The sequence below is a fragment of the Microvirga sp. VF16 genome (genome assembly GCF_016864375.1).
Taxonomy (GTDB): Bacteria; Pseudomonadota; Alphaproteobacteria; order Rhizobiales; family Beijerinckiaceae; genus Microvirga.
The window spans coordinates 87642-108937 of record NZ_CP069358.1; the positions used below are offsets into that span (position 1 = coordinate 87642).

Below are 21296 nucleotides of genomic sequence, written 5' to 3' on the forward strand. Positions count from 1 at the left end.
ACTTCGGACAGATCAGGCTGGCTGTGCCTGCACCCACAAAATGATTTTTGCTGAGACTGATCCGAGGAAAAATCAGGAACTCGGCTTCTTGGCGGCTGTACCTTTCTGCCGAGACTGTTTCTTGGTCGGGGCTTTGGTTTCCGGGAGCATGAGGCGGACCCGCAATCCACCAGTCTCTAGCTGAGCGACCTCAAATGCTCCGGTCTTCCGCACGAGATCGCTGAGCTTGCGATAGCCGTAGGTGCGAGGGTCAAAGTCTGTTGCGATATTGAATAACCGCTTGCCCAACATCGCAAGGCTCACCCAGCCCTCCTCGCCTTCGATTTGGGACAAGGCTTTCTGGAGGAGCGGGACTGCGGCGCTCGGGGATTGTAGTGGCCTCACTGCTTTAGGTGTCTCTTCCCCAAGCGTGGGAGTCTCAGGAAGCAGGAGGTTTTCGGTGTAAATAAAGCGACGACACGCCTGCCGGAAGCTCTCTGGTGTTTTCCGCTCCCCAAACCCGTAGACATCTAGTCCCTGCTCACGGATGCGGGATGCAAGGCGAGCAAAATCACTGTCGGAGGAGACGAGGCAGAACCCGTCAAATCGGCCGCTATGCAAGAGATCCATGGCATCGATCACCAGGGCGATATCCGACGCATTCTTGCCTGCTGTATAGGCGAACTGCTGCTGGGGAATAATGGCATGCTGCGCCAGGATATCGGCCCAAGGCTTCAGACGCTGGCCTGAAAAGTCGCCGTAGATACGGCGCACACTGGCCTCTCCGATCTTGGCAATTTCCTCAAAGAGCCTGCCTGCAATCTTGGCCGACGCATTGTCGGCGTCGATGAGGACGGCGAGACGGGTTGATCGGATTTCTGAGGCCATAAGACTTCCGGGGAATGTGCGAGCCCATGAGATCTATGAAGCATCCGGCTGGCGCAGCGCCAGCCGCCCCGTTTCCTCACGGTACATTAAGGACAGACCTAGGCGACGCCGGAGAGTTCAACCTGATCTTTTGAAGTTGCAACCGAGTAGAACGCCTCCACCAGGCTTCCATCTTCCCGTTGATGAAGAAGAGCGATAGCATCACGAGCCCACAGACGGAACTCTTCTTTTATGATGTCCAGTTCGTTGTCCCATACTTTCCCATCGTGCACATTATCATAGAATGCGCGTGCGACGTGTTCAATTTGGTAGCCCATTTTGCCCCGCTTTAACTCTTTAGTTTCTTCCTGATTTCACTTTAGCTCGAGAGCGCCTTTGCCAAATACTTATTTTTTCTTGCACTCCACATTTGAGCATCAAGTAAGATCACGCTATGGCTAAGGTTCCTGATTTGGCTATATATCAAAGTGGGTACATCGAAAGGGTCATTTCTAGGGCTTTAGCGAAGATGCGCCGTATCAGCCTGGACACGGCCCGGGGCGTCGGTGTCAGACGTTTGGGCCGCCCTTCAAAGCGTAACTTTAGGCCTGCCAAGGGAATCTGGATCACTGGCGCATCATCAGACATTGCCTAAGGCTGCCTAAAAACCAAGAAACTCACTCCCTTCAGGGTGCGAGAGTATCGTCCTAAAGAACAAGCTGCAGTAAGCCAGGCTTGTCCCCGACGTTCTAGGAAGGCAGTCTTGCGATTCCCTGCGAGCCTGTTAAGACTCTGTTCGTTCCGTCTTGTTGGGACCAACAATGTATTTAGTCGACCAGAACGAAGCACAGGGCGGGGGCGCCTCTCACGACAGCAACGGTGTTGCCACTGTCATCGCCTGCAAAAGTTCCGTGTTCCGCGCGGGCCTCCGGCAGATGCTGTCGGGCTCCCGCTTCCTGGTTCTCGACGAAGCGTTCGACGGCCGTTCAGGCCTGCCCTCCCCTCCGGAGACCATGCCGGTGCTGGCGATGGTTGACGCGGACTGTTACTCAGCCACCATCTCCGAGATTGTCGCTCAGTTGAAGGCGCAATGCCCGCGCGCGCGGATTGCTGTGCTGGCGGAGCGGTTTGAACCGGCTTCCGTTCAGCAGGCCCACAGCGCCGGCGCCAACGGCTTCCTGTCGACATCCGTGAGCGCCGAAGTGCTCGTCGCATCGCTTCAGTTGCTAATACTAGGCGAAACGCTCTTCCCGGCTGACATGGTCGTTGCCATGATGGGCAGCCTCGAGCACAACCCAAAACACCAACCCAGCGGACAGGCTGCAACCGGAAGGGTGCAAGGCCCGAACCCGACCAGCGAGTTCTCCAATCGCGAACTGGAGATCCTACGGGGCTTGCGGGACGGTGCACCCAACAAAGCGATTGCGCGCAAACTCGATGTCGCCGAAGTAACGGTCAAACTGCACGTCAAAGCGCTGCTGAAGAAGATTGGCGCGGAAAATCGCACCCGAGCCGCGATCTGGGCCTCAGAGTACCTCAGTCAGAACGACGAAGATTCAACGTCGTAGACTGCCGCTCACGCGCGTCGAGCAGTCTTGCTCGTTTGGATATGGCGGCGTCGACGGAATCCGCCGAAAGCCTCATCGCCGTCGGAAGTGGCAGGGACGAAATGCACAGGCGCTTCGCGGCTGGGGAGACGGATATGGCGATTGCGAAGGCGATGAGGTTTTCAATTAAATCAGTCTGCAACTGGAGCCGGATATAGCTCAAGAAGGGCCGTTGACTGAATGGATGAACCTCGACGACCGAGCCACAGTGGAACCTATAGGCCTAACAGGTTCCATCCTCGCCAGGCGTACTCTGGCTACCGCGGACGCCGCTGGCGGCGTCCCTTGGGACTGACCCCAAACCAGTTCGAGCTGCTGATTGTGCTTATGCTCGTCCTCGTCGCTGTGGTGGCGAAGTCCGTCCCCAAGTTTTCGCTCAAACTGGATGAACCCCTGGAGTTTGTGGGGCTCGGGGCCGTCGTGCTGGCACTGATCTGGGGGATGTACGTCCTCGGGAAACGTATTTGGCGGTCTGCGTTCAGAACCCGCAAACGAGCGTCGTTCACGATTGCCGCCTCTGGACCTTGGGAACAGAGGCAGGGCTCGGCATCGGGCAAAGTGTTGGGTTTTGAACTCCGGCCAGGAAACGGGGCCAAGGCGTGGTCCCACAGGGGGCAGCTGTCGACCGTCTGGTTGGTCGTGGTGGGTCTGGTCGGCGGTGCGGTTGCCGGAGGCTTGGCGTTCAAGTTTCTCCCCCACTTCGAAGTCCGCTCGGGCGCCGTTGCCTCCTCTGTCAGCTTTCGACTGTGCGGCTCGTCGGCTGCAGAGAACTGCGTGGTCGACGGCGATACCATTCATTGGGGTGGGATCAAGATCAGGCTGGCCGACATTGATACCCCTGAGATCTCCAGCCCGAAGTGCTCTTCTGAGCTGGCACTTGGTCAGAAGGCAAAACTCCGGCTGCTAGACCTTCTGAATGCCGGCCCGTTTGAGGTGGCCGCCACTGGCGGACGTGATGAGGACGTTTATGGGCGCAAACTCCGCCTCATTACGCGTGACGGGCGATCATTGGGCAATGTGCTGATTGCCGAGGGCTTGGCCCGGCGTTGGGATGGGGCTCGACGGAGTTGGTGTTAGCCTTAATAAAACGCCCCAGCTGAGGGAGTCGCAGATCCTCAGCCAGTGCATCCTCCACGCTCCGGGCAATGGAGCGCGGTCGGGCTGATACCCAACGCGCCCGGCCTAGGCGTCCTGCTACAGCCGAGGTAAACAATCCGTGGACGCCAGAAATGCGTGATACTGACATTATGAAACCCGAAGCCTCGCGGGTACGAGGAGAGACACAGGGGCTGGCGCGGCTCGAGCCGGTACCACTATCATCCTGCGCTTGATCCCTGGGAGTATAGGCGCAACGCCGTTTGAAGCTCGCGAAGAGCTTCGATCAGGTGGTCTCGCAGGTGATAGCAGCACCTGCGTTGCGGCCCTCGTATGGTCCCGAGAGACTGCTCCTCTATCACGCCTGTGAGCTTTACTGAAGGCATACCCCCGCCGCTATGAGTGGGAGTCAGTCAGCTGTGATCTCTCAATCACGACCTGTCCCACATGCCTGATGAGGCGATCTCTGCCAATCAGACGCATGCCAGCCGCTTCCTCTCCATTACGCAAGCAACTCGGCCCAAGTCAGGTCCGGTCCAGCCTTGATCCGCGTGAGATCCAGCGGCACGGGGCTTCAGCACTCCGCTGGTTTATGCGTGACACCAGTCACCCACTCTGTCGGAGCCCAGTAAACTCTCGTGTGTCCCACCAAGGACTGGACGACAGCAGGTGTGGTGTTGCGGTAGCTATTCTCCGGTTCCAGCCTTTGTTTCAGTGACGGGTACAGCGCTTTCGATGGCCACCCATCCCACATCAGGTCGGGGACGTGGCACTAGGTAGGCGCGGCCGTCTTCAATTTGTGTGACCTGACAGGAGATCGCCCTTTTCTCTCCCGGAGGCCGGTAAACAACGATGGTGCCAACCTCAAGTTTATCATCGGGAGAGCGAGTTGAGTTGTCGCTGATAGTGTTGTCTTCCAATCCAGCGCTCACAGATGTGGCTGTGTCAGTCGCTTGCTTGCTGGCCCTCAGTCGATCCAGAGCTGCAATCGCAACCCGAGCCCGGTCCCGGTAGCGCTCGCCCACATCCCTCAACAGGCCGCCTGTGGTACGCCCTGGATACCACGACGTACCCCCGACTTTGGCCAACTCTTGCGCCACATGGTCGATCTCTTCCTCGGTCATTTCTCGCCCTCTGTTGTACAGGCTCCTATTGCTCAACTGCGGCCTAGATACAAGGGTTATGCTCAACGAGACAAAGCGACATTGCGCTCCTACAGTGAAATGTGGGGATGGGGATATATTTGGCTGTTTACCCCAGCACATCGTTCATCGATCAACGCGGAGAGGTAGACGTCATTGCGATGCAGTCATATCAATGCCTGAGCGCGTTCGGCCAAGCGCGAAGTGAGATGTCGTGCTCCTCTCATAGGGCATTTTGCACTGAATCTCTTGAGAAGAGCCCCCTCAGTTGCTGAGCCCATCAAACCTTGCTCTCACGCCTACAGGCATAAGGCACTTTAGTCGTCCGTGAAGAATCCCGATCTCATTGAGACGATTAGGATATCAAGCGCATTATCGCCTTCGATTTTGCAAGATTGCAGGGCGACAGCGGTGAATTTCCTGCGTTTTCCGTTGCCGCTCCGGCTCGGGGTCTGATTCAATCGGGAGCACTCCACCCGGCCGGAGATGCTCATGTCGACCCCACGAGACGAGCGCCAGAAAGACCTGTTCCGCCCCGCCCTGGACAGCATCATCGACCTGAAGCATCCGCTGGTGCTGCTGGCCCAGCGCATCGACTGGACTTTCCTCGAGCGCCGGCTCGGCGGCGTCTACAAGCCAGGAGCCGGCCAGCCGCCCTTGCCGGTGCAATTGATCGCCGGCCTGATGATCCTCAAGCACATGGAGAGCTTGTCCGACGAGGCGCTGTGCGCCCGCTTTCTCGACAGCCCCTATGTGCAGTTCTTCTGCGGTGAGGTCAGCTTCCGCCATGATCTGCCGTTCGACCGCTCATCCTTGACGCGCTGGCGTCAGCGGCTGGGCGAGGAGCATCTGACCGCCCTGCTGCAGGAGAGCCTCTCCGTGGCGCACCAGAGTGGCGCTCTGGCCACCAGGGATCTCGAGCGGGTCGCCGTCGACACCACGGTTCAGCCCAAGGCGATCGCTTATCCCACCGATGCCCGCCTGATGCACCGGGCCCTGATCAAGCTTGTGGATCTCGCCCGCAAGTGCGGTGTCCGGCTGCGGCAGAGCTATCGCCGGGTGGCCAAACACGCCCTGATCCGGATCGGCCGCTATCAGCATGCGCATCAATTCAAGCGGGCGAACCGCGAGCTGCGGTTTCTGCGTGCCCGGCTCGGGCGGGTGATCCGGGACGTGCGCCGCAAGATCCACGGCGATGCGGCCCTGGAGGAGCGCTTTGAGCCGCTGCTTTCCCTGGCGATCAGGGTTCGGCAGCAGACCCAGCGCCAGCGCGGGCCCAAGGTCTACGCCCTGCATGCACCGGAGGTGGAGTGCATCGGCAAGGGCAAAGCCCGGACACCCTATGAGTTCGGCTGCAAGGTCAGCATCGCCACTCCGGTGACACAGCCCAAGGGCGGTCAGTTCGTGCTGCATGCCCGGGCCTTGCACGGCAATCCGTATGACGGCCACACGCTGGCGGCCGTGGTCGCCGATGTGGCGGCGACGACCGGGATTGAAGTCAGACGAACCCATGTGGACAAGGGCTATCGCGGGCACAACCACCCGAACCGCTTCCAGGTGTGGATCTCAGGCCAGGTGCGCCGGACAACAGCCGCCCTGCGGCGTGAGATGAAGCGGCGTGCGGCGATCGAGCCGGTGATCGGGCACTTGAAAGCCGAGCACCGGATGGGGCGCAACTATCTGAAAGGTCGTGACGGCGACCGCATCAATGCCATTCTGCAGCCGTTGGATACAACTTCTCGCTCCTGCTGCGGTGCCTAGCGGCCCTGTTGTGCGCCCTTACTCTGTTGCTCGTCGGCTTTGCTCCATCGCCTCAACGGGCGTGACTCAAGCTACCAAACAATTCTTCACGGACGACACTTTACCCAAGGTCTCGGAGACGGGATGCTTTGCGATCAAGGTCCGCGTCGCTCTCTGCTCAACGGACCGCGCCGTATTGAGCCCTGCGCAGAAAGGCCACAGACCGACGTGACGTCTCTGCTATAAGCTGGTGTGATGCCTCCCCAGCGTGAACGCTGGTGCTTCCGGACCATTTCGGGATTAGGTAGCAAACGCCACCAGCAACTTCGGATCTCGATCCTTATGTTCAGCATGTTGGTCCAGATCTCGAAGCGGGCATGAGGCGGTGCGAGGCCGGCGAAACCTAAGTAGATCGCCCGGGAAGGGCGGACCCCTTCCTATCACCGATCATCGCCTTCGAAGTTGCTCAGGGAATAGGATCGACGAACTAAGGCTGGGTTTTCCCTTTGCAGACCTTCCCTTGCGCAAGGCACCGCACAGCCGTGACTGCCGAGCCCTTGCCCAGCTTCGGGATTGGTCACATGCACGCCTTGACCGTGTCGCTCAAAAAGCACGCCAGTCCATCGGACTTGAGTTTTCCAAGATCGGAACGCGTCCATTTCTCTCCGGTGGTCCCACTCCAATGGAGATAGGCTTCGTTGCCCGCTGTGTAATTCATCTGCACGTAGCAGCTCTCATCCTCCAGTTGCAATGACCCCAATGTCTCTGTTCCGACGGGTCGGGATCTCTTCATCGTGCATTCGCCATCGATGTAGCGTTCACCGTCAACCTCGAAGAGGCATATGACCCGGAGACGATGTAGCGGCTCATGTATAGGAGGATCGGCGACAGCAGCACTTGTGCCGATACCAGCAAATGAAAGAAGGGCCAGGAGGCTTGTCCGAGGGAGGCTTATCGTCATGAGACAATCGTGAACCGTAACTATGTTGAAGTTCCTTAGGTAACTTGTCCCAAGCGAAGACCACAACTGCGATTGGTGGCTTTTGCTGCCGAATGTCGCATTTCTCGCCCGTCGTTTTGTCCATTGATGCCCGTCTGTGCCCCGTCGGGCGAATACCGCTGAGGTCTATCAGGGCCAAGGCAGAAGATAACCAAGGGCCGTAGCGTCGTCCCATCGGAGCCTTGGCCATTCGAAAATCCATGCCAGGAGAGAGCACAAGCTGACGGAGCCTAGGCAGGTGAGAAGGCCAACGATCAAGCCTAACGCGACATGCTCGGAGGCCATTCCAGTTCCAACTCCCAAGCCTGCGGACAGCAATCCGATGCCGAGGGAGATCAAGGTTGCAGCTTTCGGTGCCTTCATGGTGAATACCTCCGTTTTGAATATAATCCCTCCTATTGGCCAGGGAACTCCATGACGGTAACTGGGCGAGAAAGGATGGAGCTCCGTTACTGTTTCCTGAAGGAAATGGGCACCAAGGAGTGACAGGGATAGTCTCTTTCAGTTGAAGAACTCCCAACTGGATCAAAACTTAAGGCCCAACTTGGTGGCGTTTGCTACCGAATGCCGGATGTTGGCGGCCTTCCAGAATTTTGTGGACGGATTGAACGCCGCACCAACCGCTTGACGCAGGATGGTTGTGCCGCCGCATCCTCGATCCAGCCGAGCGAGGCCCGCGAGCCTAAAAGAGCTCAGGAATCCTCTGACGATCGGTTCAAGCAAAGCTCACCGCGAGCCCTGCGGTGAATGACCAGCGCCTGCGGTTGCGGCCGACAGCTATGCGTATGGCAGTTTCTTATCCCAAGTGAACCGGCGCAAGACGGATGACTGATCGATCTAATCTGATTTCCTATCCCACAGGATAGACCGCATATCTTCTGGGATAATCCTCGATCCCAGAGGACTGGGTCTATATCCCTACGCAGCCATCGGCTCTCGCCTTCCAAATGTTATGCGTTGAGGCAGCACCGCGATCGAGCATGACGCGGCAATGTATTCCCAAAGAAAATAGCGGGGGCGACCGTGGCAGATACCAGAACCTTCACTCATACCTATGACGTCAGATTCAATGGCACCACTTACACTGTTGAGCAGAAAGACGGTGGATCAGCTACAATTAGCGACAACCTCGGGTCTGACAGCGCTTTGACCCTGGGTGAAGTCACTGGAGATCAATTTACCTACAACAGCGCGACGTACACCTATGTTGGTGCAGTCGGTAATGGGTTTATTGCCTCAACAGTTAATCCTAAAAATAATAATACAGAGTATGTACTCTTTACCAGCGATTCGACTGCAAAGAATACAACAGTTGTTCCGCAGCCAGGCACTTCAACGGTCATCTGCTTCCTACCGGGCACACAGATCACAACGGCCCAAGGCCAAGTGCCCATCGAGACATTGAAGCGCGGTGACTTGGTCCAGACCGCCGACGGACGCACTGTACCGGTGCGGTGGATTGGCCGTCAGACCGTTTCAACGTTCTTTGCCGACCCGCTGCGGGTTCTGCCGATCTGCATCAAGGCAGGCGCTCTGGCCGAAAACGTACCCTCACGCGATCTCTACGTCTCGCCCGATCATGCCATCCTGATCGACGACATCCTGGTTCATGCCAGCGCGCTGGTGAACGGCACCTCGATTGTGCGCGCTCCCGCCCCGGCCCAGACCTTCACCTACTACCACGTCGAGCTCGCCGACCACTCACTGCTGCTGGCCGACAATGTCCCGGCCGAAAGCTTCATCGACAACGTCGACCGGATGGCCTTTGACAACTGGGACGAGCACGAGGCTTTGGACGAGACGGCACCGCTGGTCGAGATGGCCTACCCGCGCGCCAAAGCGGCCCGCCAGGTTCCGGTAGCTATCCGCGAGCGCCTCGCGGCCCGAGGCCAGGGGCTGTTCGGTGCCGTTGCGACACGAGCTGCGTAATCCATCCGCAGCGCGATAACAACAGGGGAAGTGGACCGGCGGGCGGGTTCACTCCCCGTTACCCAACAGGTGTCTCTCCGTCGGTCATGGTCGCCTGTCCGGCATCCACAGGCGTTCCGCACACGTGATCCACGTCGTGTAAACCCGCTTCAGCCTTGCAACGCACAGCCATAGATCCTGTAGCGTCAGTTTGGCAGAACGAGGTCAGAACACGAGTACCGGGCCAGAGCACGACTATCGCCCTCGGTCAGCCACCGCCTCTTCACGCGCTTCTGCAACGGCGGCGGCTCGCATGCCGCGGCGGCGGCAAGAAGCGTCATTCCATCAAATCGATGAGGATCCGGGACAAGGCGGGCGATGAGCTTCTTAGGCCGAATGAATGGATGGCAGCAGCTATGGTTGCTTGTTAGTTCTTTAAGCTTCATGTCTCTTGGGTTGATTTATCCGCTGACGATGGTCTATCGCAGCAACCCGGGGCAGGAAGCTTACAGGCAAGTGCTTCTCAAGGAGCTTAGATCGGAGAAGTGCGAACCCTACATTAATCAGCCCATTGCTGAATTACGGGAGCCGCCAACTTCCCTCTATGGGGTGGATTGCAGTGCAATCTATTTCGGCAGGGCGGCAGGCAGCCTGGATATTCGCCCATATTCGATCGGGGCATATGACGCTCAGCAATCCGCCCGAAAGTTGGACGATTATTATCCGCTGATGGCGATCTTTAGCTGTTCGATATTGGCTGCATCAGCATTGCTGTATGCACTTGGCATTGGCATTGCGTGGATCAGGAGCAGGTTCAATCAAACAGCATAGGCCCAAATGCTCTTTCAACTTTTGGCGGAAGGCTAGCTGGAGCCCAGCCTTGCCTCCTTAAGTGCTGCAGGCTCTACTGGTTGTCAGAGCGATACTAATGATAGCTTATTTGCGCTCCATCGGTCCTTTAACCGAACCACGAGTCAGCGGTAGCTTAATGAGATGAGTGGGGCAGCCATTGTCTCCCACGGGCTTACCCGTGAACCGAAGGATCGACGGCCGGAGGACTTGAGCTCCCAGGCTCGCACTACCCTCATCAACAACGTGCCGGGCGTCATTTACACGGCCGACCCCACATCACCATGGTCGCCAACCCTGATCAACGACGGCGCCAAGGACCTAACAGGCTACCCCACCGGCGAATTCACCAGTGGGCGGGTCGCCTAGGCTGGGATATCCTCCCGGAGGATCTGGAAAAGCTGCGGCGTGCGGCCCTACGGGCTTGCGGGAGCCGTCATCTGTTCGCCGCTGACTACCGGATCATGACCCCCGCGACGGCAAGGTGCAATGGGTTCGGGCCCGAGGCCGGTTCGTGTACGATCAGACGGGCGAACCTTTCACCTTGGAAGGCTTCATCAGCGATCTGACCGACCAAAAGTGGGCTGAGGCGTGCGCCGAATTGGTAATGGCCGGTGATTGTGATGACCCGCCTTCGGTCACATCACGCCAAGGGGCACGATCCTCTCCTGTGACGACGAGCGCTCTACTGACAACTGGTCAGGCCCTCAACGGAAGCCAGCCTCGTTGTGACATCCCATCAACTTCCGCCAAAGACCCCTTACCGGCCGTTGCTGAGACCATGCTAGGCTTCCACAAGCGCCCTAGGCACGACTTCACGCGTCATCCGTCGATGATTGTCTCATGCGCCTATTGTGTTGCGGCCAAAGGAACGTAACTCCATGTAGCTTGGCTCGACTCCAGACCACGCCCGCCTCGACCCGCAGGTTCAGGTTCGGTACTTCCAACACAAATTCGGGCGGAAGTTCAACGATGGTCGCAAAAGCAAGTTGCGCCCCACCAGAGGACAGATTCTGCACGGTGCAGGTCATCTCTGGGGCGTGGTCATTGAACACTATTCGAGCACTGAAAGCTGACGACCGCCGGTGATGCCAACGACGCTCGCTCTCCCGCTTCATAGCTGCCCTCCCCGACCGGCAAAGATGTCTAGGCTATACATGTTTTCATACACACATGCGAGGCACAAAGGCCGCTGTTTTCAGCGCCTGGGAAGTCAGGGACGTCCGTATGCGCAAGTACCGTGGGTCGCGCAGCAATGCACAAGCTCTTGAATCCAGTTTCGTAGCCTCCTCTCCCTTGCCGGAAGCTTATCAAACTTCACTGAAAGACCTCTTCCTTCAGGGAGAGAATGTAAAGTGACATAGCGGCTCTTGAACAGCCTGACTGTTCTCGCTATGTTCTGGCCTGATGAAGGTCAGAAAAGCCTATCGCTTTCGGATATATCCGACGCTCGATCAGATCGTGCTGTTGTGCATGACGATCGGCTGCTGCCGTCTGGTCTATAATCTGGCGCTGGAACAGCGCCGGCTGTTCAGCCGCAAGGGGCGCAGCCTGAACTACAACACGGGAGCGAATGATCTTCCGGCGCTGAAAAGGGAATTTCCGTTTTTCGCTGACGCCCCGAGCCAATGCCTGCAGCAGGCGTTGCGTGATCTCGAAGATGCGTTTCAGCGCTTTTTTCAGAAGACTGCCGGCTATCCGAAACCGCGGCGGAAATTCGTGTACGAGAGCTGCCGCTTTCCGCAAGGGTTCACGATCGAGCGGCATCGCCTGAAGCTGCCGAAATTCGGTTGGTTGAAGATGGCGGCACACCGAAGGGTGAAGGGCCGTCCCACCTCGGTAACTGTTTCTCGCGAGGGCGACCGCTGGTATGCCTCGATCGCGTGCGAAGTTGACGTTCCGAACCCGCAGCACCGCGAAATCGCGGAGGTCGGTGTCGATCTCAACGTGATTACCGGGGCCGTTTCTTCGGACGGCGCCATCCGGCCGATGCCGCGGGTCACTCCCCAGGAGATGCGCCAGCTGGCGCGGCTCCAGAAAAGCCTCGACCGGAAGAAAAAGGGTTCGAGCAACCGAATGAAGGCCCGTCGGGCATTGGCCCGATTCCATGCCAAGCTCGCCCGGCGCCGGCGGAATGCGGCGCACGTGATCTCGTGCCAGATCGCGAAGAAGCACACGCACGTCGCCTTCGAGGACCTGCGCCTGAAGCCCATGACGGCGAGTGCCAAGGGTACTCTGTCCGAGCCGGGCCGGAACGTGGCCGCGAAAGCCGGTCTGAACCGCTCGATTTTGGACGTGTCGCCGGGTCAGATCCGGTCGATGACGAAGTACAAGACCGCCTGGAGCGGCGGCGAGTGCGTCGAGGTCGATGCCCGCCACACCTCACAGCGCTGCTCCGAGTGTGGTCAGCATCCGCAGGACGATGCAAGCACCGAACACCTGCCGCATGGGCGCGTGACCCGCGACCGCTTCGTCTGCCCACTGTGCGGGTATGAGGCGCATGCCGATATTAACGCCGCAAGGAACATCCTCGCGCTGGGCCGCCATCGCTGGTCGGCATCATGGACGACCGCCGGTGGAGCGCCGGTGGCAGCCTGCGGAGGCCTCCGTACGAGACGCGCCCGCGAAGCAGGAACCAAAGATCAAGGGATCAAGCGGCTTGCCGCCTAACCTAAGATGCCTCGCCCTTCAGGACGAGGAGTCTCACCAGTGGCAGATGTGGACGCAATTCGGGTTCCTGGACAAGCTGTCGCACACTTCGACGCGCACCTTGCGGACGATCTTCCCATACCAGCAGGAAACTGATAGAGGGGGTTGTACGGCAGATTTTGGCTTGGGGACTAAATGAAGGCCTACAACGACAGTGAGCGGGCAAAGCATGAGCAGTCCAAGCAACGAAGCCTAGAGGCCATCAATGCACGACTGGCACGTCATGAGAAGATAGGTCAAGCAACCATCCTTGGGGTTTTGTTCATCGCTGTCGTGGGCTTTGGCCTATTGGCCGCGTGCCTTTTCGGAACAGTTCACTAATCAAGAAATCGCCTGTGGGGGCATTATGAATTTTCATACGCATCAACTCGGGCTTGCGCGCCTATGCAATGACGCGCTTGCGAAGCCGCTGACGGAGGCCGAGCGCGAGGCGATGATCCTAGCTGCCGCCCGAAAGGTGGAAGAGCTGTTCGACATCCTGCGCATCGACCATCGGAATGACCACAACACCCGCGAGACGCCCCAGCGGGTAGCCAAGATGTATGTCGAGGAGATCCTCGAGGGTCGCTTCAACGCGCCCCCGCGCATTACCGAATTCGACAATGCTCAGGCCTACGATCAGTTGATTGTCACCGGCCCGATCGCGCTGCGCTCCACGTGTGCACACCATCTGATGCCGATCTATGGTCAGGCCACTATCGGCATTCTGCCGGCAGCCGACGGCAAGATCATCGGCCTGTCCAAATATGACCGCATCGTCGAGTACTTTGCCTCGCGTCTGCAGATCCAGGAGGAACTCGTCAAGCAGATCGGTCAGTACATCATGGACATGACCGCACCCCGAGGTCTAGCCGTGCGCATCAGCGCCGTACATATGTGTAAGACCCAGCGCGGCGTACGCGCCAGCCATCGCAGCCGCATGGTCAACACCTACTACTGGGGCGAGATGGCGGAGAATGCTGAGTCCAAGCGGGAGTTCCTACAGGAGTGCATCGCACTCGATTATGCAGGATCGGAATAGACGTTCTGAGCCCAGCTGGGCGCATCGACTTATCCCATGGAGGTCCTTAAACCATGCGCTCGACACGTGATCGCATTCGCCACGCGATCAGCTTTGAACTTGGTGGGCTTGCTCTTGTTTCGCCGCTTGGCGCTTGGACGTTGGGTTTGCCGGCGGCTGACATCACCATGGTCAGGATTGCGAGTGCAATCATCGCAACGGTTTGGACTTACGTCTATAATTTCGCCTTCGATGCCCTCATGCAGCGTATGGCTGGCGGAACTCAAAAGAGTATCCAGCTGCGGGCCCTGCATGCTGTCTTCTTTGAGACGGGGCTATTGGCCATGTTGACGCCCATGCTTGCATGGTATCTTGGCATAAGCCTCCTCCATGCTTTTCTCGTGGATGTGGCATTTGCCCTTTTTTACGTCGTCTATACATTCGTGTTCAATTGGGCTTATGACCGCATTTTCCCCCTGCATACTTGGCACGAAGCCTCAAGACCGAGCCAAGTACTCCTATAAGCAGCCGTCTCAGGATCACGCACCCCCATAAGTGTTATCAACGGCGCAAAAGAGATATGCATTTTCTCGACGCTACCAGCTAAACCGATCACCATGACACCCAAGACCTTCTTCCGCTGGATGGCATGGCTGCTTGTATGCGCCATTGCGATCTTCACCCTCTCGCCAATCGAGCTTCGACCTGTCACTGCGGCTCCAGTCAGTTTAGAGCGGTTCTTGGCCTTCGCAGTAATCGGGGCCGCGTTCTGCCTGGGCTACCCGAAACACCGCCTCCACATCCTTATGCTGCTGTTCGGAATTGTAGGATTTCTGGAGATTGCTCAAAACTATGTGCCGGGCCGCCATGGTCGCCTTCCGGAAGGTATCGTGAAGGCATCAGGTGTTCTCCTCGGAGTGGCTTTTGCCACATTCATGGCCCCCTATAAGCGCAGTCAGTAATGGACTTCTCGGAATCCCGCGGCCGATCGCGCAAAAAGCGACCCGGTGAAACGCGTGACGAGATCTTCAGCTTGGGCACCTGGATCGCCTGCGCGAATTCTTCGCCTCTGTCTGCTCCGACTTCGAGGTGGATCTGCGGGAGTTCAACGGGGAGTCGGACCATGTCCATCTCCTTGTATTCTACCCGCCGAAGGTGCGGCTTTCGGACCTAGTCAACAGCCTCAAGGGCGTGTCGAGCCGCAGGCTGCAGCAGGAGTTCCCCGCCATCAACGCGTTCTGGTCCGTGCGGAAGAGACGGGGCATGCTGTGGTCGCCGAGCTACTTTGCCGGGTCGGTGGGCGGAGCGCCCCTAGAAATCCTCAAGACGTACATCAAGAACCTGGGACGCGGCTTACGCCGCGTGCGCCTCTACATCCTCTCCCTCGAAGGGAGACCGCTTTCGACGCAAGGTTTGCTAAACTCAGTTCTTGGAAGACAGACCGTCATCGTCAATTCTGGTTTCTGCAACTATGCAAGTCCCTGCAGCAACACCCAGCCGAGAACGCCTAGTGCACTGAACAAGCCAAGCCAGTTAAAGAGTCGGGCGAGCCCATCAGTTGCAGGTGAGACTTGAGAAACGATTAGTATGTCGTCATTGTCATCCATAGAGGCTAACCTGCTATACTCTGCATGAAAGGTTTATATACTCAGGACTCCTGTCGCAACTGGATTGTACCCCCTGTTACTGGAGGCACCTTTTGCGCTGCTGGAAAGTTCAGTGGACCAAGAATCGTCGCCACCGAACAGAACACTTCCCCAACGCTAATGTCTTTGAGCAGGTTGAGATGCTTGATCGATTTGCTATTACAAAGGCGGAACCGGTCCCTGCTTAGTTCGCGCTGATGTGCCCTTAGTCGGGTCTCGCTCTCAGTGCCGTAAACTAATCGAACGAGACGCCCTATTTGATAATCCAAGATGCCCCCAATGAACCCTTTCGGAGACCGTTTATTCTAGTCGTACCGTTTACCAAATACGGTCTAAGGCTCGGCTTTCTCGATTCGCAACGATTCCAACGGATAAAACAGTAACCAAAGGGATTCTAACTCTTATACTAAAGCTGTCTTCAGAGTTCACTGGAAGGCCTTTGCCGGCTGCGTTCACTGCCCACAACCCCGTTGAGCGGGCTGGTAACGGGGGACTGACGCTCGAGCAGGCTGGTGAAAAAGTCCGTGGCGACGCAGGCTCTCGTATGATTCACTCGGCGCAGGCAGTCGGAGGGAGCGAACGCGCGGGCGAGATGAACGGACGAGAAAGCTATTCTCCTATGTCGATCTAGAAGCTCGGTGTGCGCGGATCATCCGCCGCGGGCCATCCGCGAGATAGCAAACACAGCTCTCGCATGGCGTTGGTGCATGGATCGTTAGCGGTGCTTGTGTAGTCGAGCGGTCATCGAAATAGCTTGCTGCCCGCCGCCATCGTATCGGCACGATGACGTTCAAGGTGACGAACTGGCCAGAATATGAGGCAGGTCTTCGCCGGCGCGGCAGCCTGACGCTGTGGATGACCGCGGAGGCGCTGTCGTCTTGGCAAGCGGCGAAGCGCACGACGCGCGGCGGGCAGCCGCGCGATTCCGATCTGGCGATCGAAACGGCCCTGACCGTTGGCCTGGTGTTTGGCCTGCGGCTGCGCCAGACGGAGGGCTTGCTCACATCGGTGCTGGAGTTGATGAGGCTGGATCTCGCCGTGCCCGATCACACCACCCTCAGCCGGCGAGCATGGACCTGGCAATCATCTGTAGGACGGCAGGGGCGCCGGGTTCCAGGAGAAGGGCCTGTTCACATCCTCATCGACAGCACCGGGCTCCAAGTCTACGGCGCCGGCCCATGGCGGGAGGAAAAGCACGGCGCCAGGTCGCGGAGGGGATGGCGCAAGCTGCATCTGGCGCTGGATGCCGACAGCGGCGAGATCATTGCCCATATCATGACCGATCAGGACACCGGCGACGCCTCGCAGGTAGAGCCGGTGCTCGAGCAGATCGACGTCCCGATCGGCCAGTTCACCGCCGATGGCGCCTACGATGGCAAACCGGCCTACGACGCCGTCACCAGCCACAGCGCCAATGCGGCGGTCGTCATCCCGCCGCGGGTCAACGCCGTCGATCGGTCGAGGATCGAACCGCCCAGCCAGCGGGACCGCCATATTGCGGCGATCACCACGGATGGCCGGATGACATGGCAAGCCGTCATGGGTTACGGCAAACGGTCTCTGGTCGAGAGTGCGATCGGCCGATCCAAGGCTGTCATCGGGAGACGGTTGAGGGCGCGGTCGTTCGGCGCCCAGCAGACGGAGGCCGCCCTCGGCTGCACCGTCCTCAATCGCATGCTGGCATGCGCACGCCCGAAATCCGTCCGTCGCATTGGAACCACCGCATAAACGACGGCATCAAAGACCATAATCCGTGAAATTCACGATCCCTGCGCCAATGCCAGTTACCGTGACATCGCCGCGTGGTCTTGTGCTGGCGCATCAGGTCTGACGCATTTCATCAGCAGCCACGCCCGCGATGAACGGCACCGTTGCATTAACCTTGGCATTGTAGCGAAGGGCGACTAATCGAGGAGCCGCTCTGTTGTCGATCTTCAAACGCCGCCGGTTTCCGGTCGAGATTATCCTGCTGTGCGTGCGCTGGTACTGCAAATATGGGATCAGCTACCGCGACTTGGCCGAAATGATGCAGGAGCGTGGTATCAAGGTCGACCCATCCACCCTCTTTCGCTGGGTGCAGCGCTACGCCCCAGAGATCGAGCAGCGGATTCGCCAGTACCAGGGCTCCCGTTCTGGATCATGGCGCGTGGATGAGACCTACGTGCGGATCGGAGGGAGATGGAAGTATCTGTTCCGAGCTGTCGACAAGCACGGTCAGTTCATCGATTCCATGCTGTCTGATCGGCGCGATACTGGCGCGGCTTATCGCTTCCTGCGCAAAGCTCTGAAGACGATGAGCGATCATCCACCATCCTCGATCACAACCGACAAACTGGCTTCTTATCCCAAGGCGATTCGACGTTTGCAGGATGAAGGGCTGCTGTCGAAAAATGTCGAGCATCGGACGTCGAAATATCTGAACAATATCATTGAGGCGGATCACGGCGCACTCAAGCGTGTGATCCGACCGACCCGCGGCTTCCAGCGGATAAAAACGGCGCGGGCGAGCCTCAAAGGCTTTGAGGTCATGCGAATGATCCGCCGTGGGCAATGCATCCTGGCACGACACGGCGCGATAGGCGAAATCCGTCTTGTGAACCAACTCTTTGGTCTTGCGGCCTGAGTGACCCTGTCGACCGGGTTCGTTATGCCCATTCCAAGTTAATGCAACAAAGCCCGCCGAATTGATAAAGTCCTCGATCGACAGCTGCGACGAATTCCGCGGCTTCAACTGGGAACGGCGCGGCACCTCTTCCGGTGGAGTTGCGGTCCTGCGTCTGCTAACCGGCACACTCTCGGCCTTGGCCTTCTCGATCCGAGCCTTGGCCCGGTCCCACGCGATGGCCTCCTCTGAGGTCGGATTGTCCTCAAGCCATTTCCCGCGTTTCAAGACCTCGTTCACTCTCCCCTGATTGATGCCGAGCTGAAACGCGATCTCCTGCTGGGTCATAGCAGTCGTCTGATTGAGCTCGATGATCCGCCGCGCCAGTTCCGGCGTCATCTTCTTGCCAGCAATGCGCCGCGCAGGCCGGATCGTCCGCTGGGCACGATCCCGCTCCTTGAGCTTTTCCAGGATCGCCAGTGCCATGTGCATGCCCTGCTCGCGCAGAGCCTCTTCAAACTCCTTCAATGTCGTCAATGAAGCGCACTCCATCGATGTCAGCCAAGCCCGCCAGGTGAAAAGCTGGTTGTTATAGGAATTCAACGCCATCCAATTCGGGCAAAAGTCAGCCCCCGGAGCAATAATCCCCGGAATTTCCAATTTGCCAAGACGAGCGGCCAACGATGCACCGCTCTCTTTAGGGCAATCACGCGATCAACGAGATGCAACCTTCAGATCACCGATGCTAGCCTGCTGTCTCGCCCGCAGGAAAGCATCACGATTCTTCTTGAACGTGGCTGCTCTCTCCAGCGACTTCAGGATCTTCTTTGGTTCGGTACCGTCTGTTGCGCATAGCGAGCACAGAGTCGGCCAACCGGAAACTCAATTGCTAGCTCCGGAAGGTTGTTTGCGATCGCCGTGCGGATTGCGTCGACCTGTGCACCTTCGACGGTTGCGTCGCAAACTCGGAGAGGAGACGCGAAACGGACAATTACTCAGTAGCAATCTCAGGCGGCGAGCAGCTCGAACTGCTCGGCAAGTGAAGGCCGCGGATTGCAGGCATACTTCGCCTGTCCCTTCCGCATCATATGGATCACCTCGATGCCGCCCAGGATCACGCGAGCGCTGCCAATTGACTTGAAACCAAGCATCGGCCGCACCCGCCTCTTGGTGGCCCGATGATCCTGCTCGATACGATTGTTGAGGTAGGCGCTCTGCCGGATTCGGATTAGTTTCAGTTTACGTCTTTCTTGGAGCCGGTCTGTCGTATCACAGGACAGGATCGCTTCGCGATTGGTCTGGCTGCCGTCGATCACAATCCGTTCCGGCCTGCCATGCCGCTTGAGTGCCTTGCGCAGGAACCGCTTCGCGGCAGTCAGATCACGCCGTTCGCTGAACCAGAACTCGACGGTGTCGCCATTGCTGTCGATGGCCCGGTATAAGTACATCCAGCGCCCGCGCACTTTGATATATGTCTCGTCGATATGCCATTTTCTGCTGACAGGGCGCTTGGTTCGATTGAAGCGCTCCAGCAATTCGGGTGAGTAGCGAACAACCCAGCGATGCACTGTCGCGTGGTCAACGCCAATGCCGCGCTCGGCCATCATCTCTTCCAGGTTCCGGAGGCTGAGATTGTAGGCCAGATACCACCGCACACAGAGCAGGATCACAGATCGATCAATATGCCTGCCCTTGAACACGTCATCCTCCGCTACCGAGACCGAAGCACCATAGCTGAAACTTTGAAACAAAAAGTTTGCGACAGAGCCGCGCACATTTGATGAGCGATGAGTGGAAGGCGTTTGTGTCCCTGGGCAGCGCCTTCGCGGCCCACGACACTGTCCACCATAAGGCTCGCGAGTATGCGCGTGGTCCGATTCACATCAACTCGGCGGAGGGCTTCAACGATCGGATCCGCCGCACCGTCTCCGGCGTATTCCATCACATCAGCCCGCATTTGGCGGACCTCTACTTCAACGAGATTGGCTTTCGCTGGTCACAGCGTGTCGTCACGGGCCAAGCACCCCGTCGCACACGCAAGGGACGGCAGGTCACCAACACCTTGTGGGCGAGAGTACCGCCCGCACTTCAACTTCCAGCCGTGTTCCGCTCAGCGGTCGGACGCGAGATGCGCCGAACGAAAGCTGGCGGCATCGACCTTCTCTCGAAAGTAGCTGTCTTTGGTTCATAATGCCGGCCAAGGATTAGCCCCATTGGGCGAGTAGCCCAGGAACATGGCTGAACAGAACATGCAATCTCTCGATGCGGCAGTCGAGGAGACGATTGAACTGGCCCATCTGGCTATTGAGCAGACCCGCGCCGAAATCACTCGCTCGCAGGCTTTGAGCCAAGCCGAAATTGACCTTGCGCAGGCTATCGAACAGATCGCCGAGGAACATGGCGTTCCTGCTGACGGGTGATCGGAAAAAGCCATGAGTGGCGACTGGTCTCCAATCAGCACTGCGCCACGCGACGGCACGCCTGTGATCCTCTGGATGGCTGAGGACGATAACCCGCCCGTTCTCCCTCTGACCGTGGGATTTTGGATCTTCAACCCTCGGACACGCATGGGCTATTGGCAGATCTTCGGAGATCCCCCGCGCTTTTGCTCCGACAGGCAAATTGGTGGATGGAAGCCGCTTCTACGGGATCACGCAGCCGACAAGCAGTTTCCTATCTAGGAATAACGGCCATACCGTGTGGAAGGCTGTTCTTGGAATGTGATCAGAGATCCTTCAGCACTCAGTCGTGGTCGAACCCAAATGGCCTTAAGCTGGGCGCATTGTTGCCGCGATTGGCTCAGAGCCTGATGTGTCCTTGGGAGGGTGCCCGATGACACACATGGACGATCAGCTTGCCAAGCACATCAAAGAGATGATCCTCAAGATCAAGCAGCATCCCACCGACGATCAGGAGCAGCCCAGCAAGCCTGAACCACTCCAGCAGATCGTTCGCATTCTCCAGAGCTCCCGCCATCCCTATGACCTGACATTTCCCACCCGATCCCCCTGGCATGATGAGAGTTCTCGGACCTGAGAGCGACTGATAAGATATCAATGGATATCAAAGCCAGTCGAGCGGGGGCGGTGAGCAATGGGTGCTATGTCTCCAAAGCGCCGTTTGCTCATCTTCCGTTGTGCGGCTTGGTTTTG

The 21296-nt window shown here is 58.1% G+C and carries 17 protein-coding genes and 4 pseudogenes; 16 read left to right on the forward strand and 5 right to left on the reverse strand.

All coding sequences use genetic code 11. From position 1 onward, the window contains the following. Nucleotides 1-72: 72 nt before the first annotated feature. Nucleotides 73-867, reverse strand: coding sequence for an NYN domain-containing protein (locus tag JO965_RS43295; protein WP_203447756.1), 795 nt, complete (start codon nucleotides 865-867; stop codon nucleotides 73-75). 98 nt (nucleotides 868-965) lie between these two features. After that, entirely contained in the window at nucleotides 966-1184 is a 219-nt protein-coding gene (locus JO965_RS43300) for a hypothetical protein (protein ID WP_203447757.1), read from the reverse strand. A gap of 483 nt (nucleotides 1185-1667) precedes the next feature. Between JO965_RS43300 and JO965_RS43305 the strand changes: the two genes are divergently transcribed. The 6 genes and pseudogenes from JO965_RS43305 to JO965_RS43330 all read left to right on the forward strand — a co-directional run bounded on the left by JO965_RS43305 (nucleotide 1668) and on the right by JO965_RS43330 (nucleotide 10556). Next, the gene (locus JO965_RS43305; protein WP_203447758.1) at nucleotides 1668-2414 is read left to right on the forward strand and encodes a response regulator transcription factor; all 747 of its coding nucleotides are present in this window, start codon (nucleotides 1668-1670) and stop codon (nucleotides 2412-2414) included. A 366-nt stretch (nucleotides 2415-2780) separates the two neighbouring features. Then, on the forward strand, nucleotides 2781-3530 hold the full coding sequence (locus JO965_RS49920; RefSeq protein WP_371827042.1) for a thermonuclease family protein: 750 nt from the start codon (nucleotides 2781-2783) through the stop codon (nucleotides 3528-3530). A 1652-nt stretch (nucleotides 3531-5182) separates the two neighbouring features. Continuing rightward, nucleotides 5183-6516: pseudogene (locus JO965_RS43315) on the forward strand (IS5 family transposase). 1937 nt (nucleotides 6517-8453) lie between these two features. Beyond that, nucleotides 8454-9359 carry a Hint domain-containing protein gene (locus JO965_RS43320; protein ID WP_203447759.1) on the forward strand — a complete coding sequence of 302 codons (906 nt, stop codon included), beginning with the start codon at nucleotides 8454-8456 and terminating at the stop codon, nucleotides 9357-9359. A gap of 357 nt (nucleotides 9360-9716) precedes the next feature. Beyond that, on the forward strand, nucleotides 9717-10169 hold the full coding sequence (locus JO965_RS43325; protein ID WP_203447760.1) for a hypothetical protein: 453 nt from the start codon (nucleotides 9717-9719) through the stop codon (nucleotides 10167-10169). 228 nt (nucleotides 10170-10397) lie between these two features. After that, nucleotides 10398-10556 (forward strand): hypothetical protein, encoded by a 159-nt coding sequence (locus JO965_RS43330; protein WP_203447761.1) that lies wholly within the window; start codon nucleotides 10398-10400, stop codon nucleotides 10554-10556. Nucleotides 10557-11002: 446 nt separating this feature from the next. Here the strand turns inward: JO965_RS43330 and JO965_RS49925 are convergent, their stop codons facing one another. Beyond that, on the reverse strand, nucleotides 11003-11305 hold the full coding sequence (locus tag JO965_RS49925) for a PilZ domain-containing protein (protein ID WP_203447762.1): 303 nt from the start codon (nucleotides 11303-11305) through the stop codon (nucleotides 11003-11005). A gap of 289 nt (nucleotides 11306-11594) precedes the next feature. On the opposite strand from JO965_RS49925, the gene JO965_RS43340 reads away from it, so the two are divergent. From JO965_RS43340 to JO965_RS43370, 7 genes and pseudogenes are all read left to right on the forward strand, one after another. Beyond that, entirely contained in the window at nucleotides 11595-12857 is a 1263-nt protein-coding gene (locus JO965_RS43340) for an RNA-guided endonuclease TnpB family protein (RefSeq protein ID WP_203447763.1), read from the forward strand. Between the two features lie 385 nt (nucleotides 12858-13242). Beyond that, on the forward strand, nucleotides 13243-13917 hold the full coding sequence (folE, locus tag JO965_RS43345) for a GTP cyclohydrolase I (protein WP_203447764.1): 675 nt from the start codon (nucleotides 13243-13245) through the stop codon (nucleotides 13915-13917). A 53-nt stretch (nucleotides 13918-13970) separates the two neighbouring features. Further along, complete coding sequence (locus JO965_RS43350) at nucleotides 13971-14420, forward strand: PACE efflux transporter (RefSeq protein ID WP_203447765.1); 450 nt, start codon at nucleotides 13971-13973, stop codon at nucleotides 14418-14420. A gap of 93 nt (nucleotides 14421-14513) precedes the next feature. After that, nucleotides 14514-14858, forward strand: a complete 345-nt coding sequence (locus JO965_RS43355; protein WP_203447766.1) for a VanZ family protein — start codon at nucleotides 14514-14516, stop codon at nucleotides 14856-14858. Between the two features lie 79 nt (nucleotides 14859-14937). Next, nucleotides 14938-15234: pseudogene (tnpA, locus tag JO965_RS48740) on the forward strand (IS200/IS605 family transposase); the annotation flags it as partial. A gap of 1091 nt (nucleotides 15235-16325) precedes the next feature. Further along, nucleotides 16326-17270, forward strand: a complete 945-nt coding sequence (locus JO965_RS43365; protein ID WP_203447767.1) for an IS5 family transposase — start codon at nucleotides 16326-16328, stop codon at nucleotides 17268-17270. Nucleotides 17271-17466: 196 nt separating this feature from the next. Next, a complete protein-coding gene (locus JO965_RS43370) occupies nucleotides 17467-18165 on the forward strand; it encodes an IS6 family transposase (RefSeq protein ID WP_203447897.1) in 699 nt (232 codons plus the stop codon). A 69-nt stretch (nucleotides 18166-18234) separates the two neighbouring features. Here JO965_RS43370 and JO965_RS43375 read toward each other — a convergent pair. Together JO965_RS43375 and JO965_RS43380 are read right to left on the reverse strand one after the other, a co-directional pair. Next, nucleotides 18235-18681, reverse strand: a pseudogene (locus JO965_RS43375) (RNA polymerase subunit sigma-70); the annotation flags it as partial. 470 nt (nucleotides 18682-19151) lie between these two features. Continuing rightward, a complete protein-coding gene (locus tag JO965_RS43380) occupies nucleotides 19152-19844 on the reverse strand; it encodes an IS6 family transposase (protein ID WP_203447768.1) in 693 nt (230 codons plus the stop codon). Between the two features lie 71 nt (nucleotides 19845-19915). On the opposite strand from JO965_RS43380, the pseudogene JO965_RS43385 reads away from it, so the two are divergent. From JO965_RS43385 to JO965_RS43395, 3 genes and pseudogenes are all read left to right on the forward strand, one after another. Further along, a pseudogene (locus JO965_RS43385) lies at nucleotides 19916-20335 on the forward strand (transposase); the annotation flags it as partial. A 43-nt stretch (nucleotides 20336-20378) separates the two neighbouring features. Continuing rightward, nucleotides 20379-20564 carry a hypothetical protein gene (locus JO965_RS43390; protein ID WP_203447770.1) on the forward strand — a complete coding sequence of 62 codons (186 nt, stop codon included), beginning with the start codon at nucleotides 20379-20381 and terminating at the stop codon, nucleotides 20562-20564. A gap of 412 nt (nucleotides 20565-20976) precedes the next feature. Further along, the gene (locus JO965_RS43395; RefSeq protein ID WP_203447771.1) at nucleotides 20977-21180 is read left to right on the forward strand and encodes a hypothetical protein; all 204 of its coding nucleotides are present in this window, start codon (nucleotides 20977-20979) and stop codon (nucleotides 21178-21180) included. The last annotated feature ends 116 nt before the right edge of the window (nucleotides 21181-21296 follow it).

Bases quoted from the DNA above. Each gene is read 5' to 3' on its own strand.
- JO965_RS43300 (WP_203447757.1), bottom strand. From the start codon at position 1,184: ATGGGCTACCAAATTGAACACGTCGCACGCGCATTCTATGATAATGTG.
- JO965_RS43305 (WP_203447758.1), top strand. From the start codon at position 1,668: ATGTATTTAGTCGACCAGAACGAAGCACAGGGCGGGGGCGCCTCTCAC.
- JO965_RS43390 (WP_203447770.1), top strand. From the start codon at position 20,379: ATGGCTGAACAGAACATGCAATCTCTCGATGCGGCAGTCGAGGAGACG.
- JO965_RS43340 (WP_203447763.1), top strand. From the start codon at position 11,595: ATGAAGGTCAGAAAAGCCTATCGCTTTCGGATATATCCGACGCTCGAT.
- JO965_RS43365 (WP_203447767.1), top strand. From the start codon at position 16,326: ATGACGTTCAAGGTGACGAACTGGCCAGAATATGAGGCAGGTCTTCGC.
- JO965_RS49925 (WP_203447762.1), bottom strand. From the start codon at position 11,305: ATGAAGCGGGAGAGCGAGCGTCGTTGGCATCACCGGCGGTCGTCAGCT.
- JO965_RS43295 (WP_203447756.1), bottom strand. From the start codon at position 867: ATGGCCTCAGAAATCCGATCAACCCGTCTCGCCGTCCTCATCGACGCC.
- JO965_RS43395 (WP_203447771.1), top strand. From the start codon at position 20,977: ATGACACACATGGACGATCAGCTTGCCAAGCACATCAAAGAGATGATC.
- JO965_RS49920 (WP_371827042.1), top strand. From the start codon at position 2,781: ATGCTCGTCCTCGTCGCTGTGGTGGCGAAGTCCGTCCCCAAGTTTTCG.
- JO965_RS43355 (WP_203447766.1), top strand. From the start codon at position 14,514: ATGACACCCAAGACCTTCTTCCGCTGGATGGCATGGCTGCTTGTATGC.
- folE (WP_203447764.1), top strand. From the start codon at position 13,243: ATGAATTTTCATACGCATCAACTCGGGCTTGCGCGCCTATGCAATGAC.
- JO965_RS43350 (WP_203447765.1), top strand. From the start codon at position 13,971: ATGCGCTCGACACGTGATCGCATTCGCCACGCGATCAGCTTTGAACTT.
- JO965_RS43325 (WP_203447760.1), top strand. From the start codon at position 9,717: ATGAGCTTCTTAGGCCGAATGAATGGATGGCAGCAGCTATGGTTGCTT.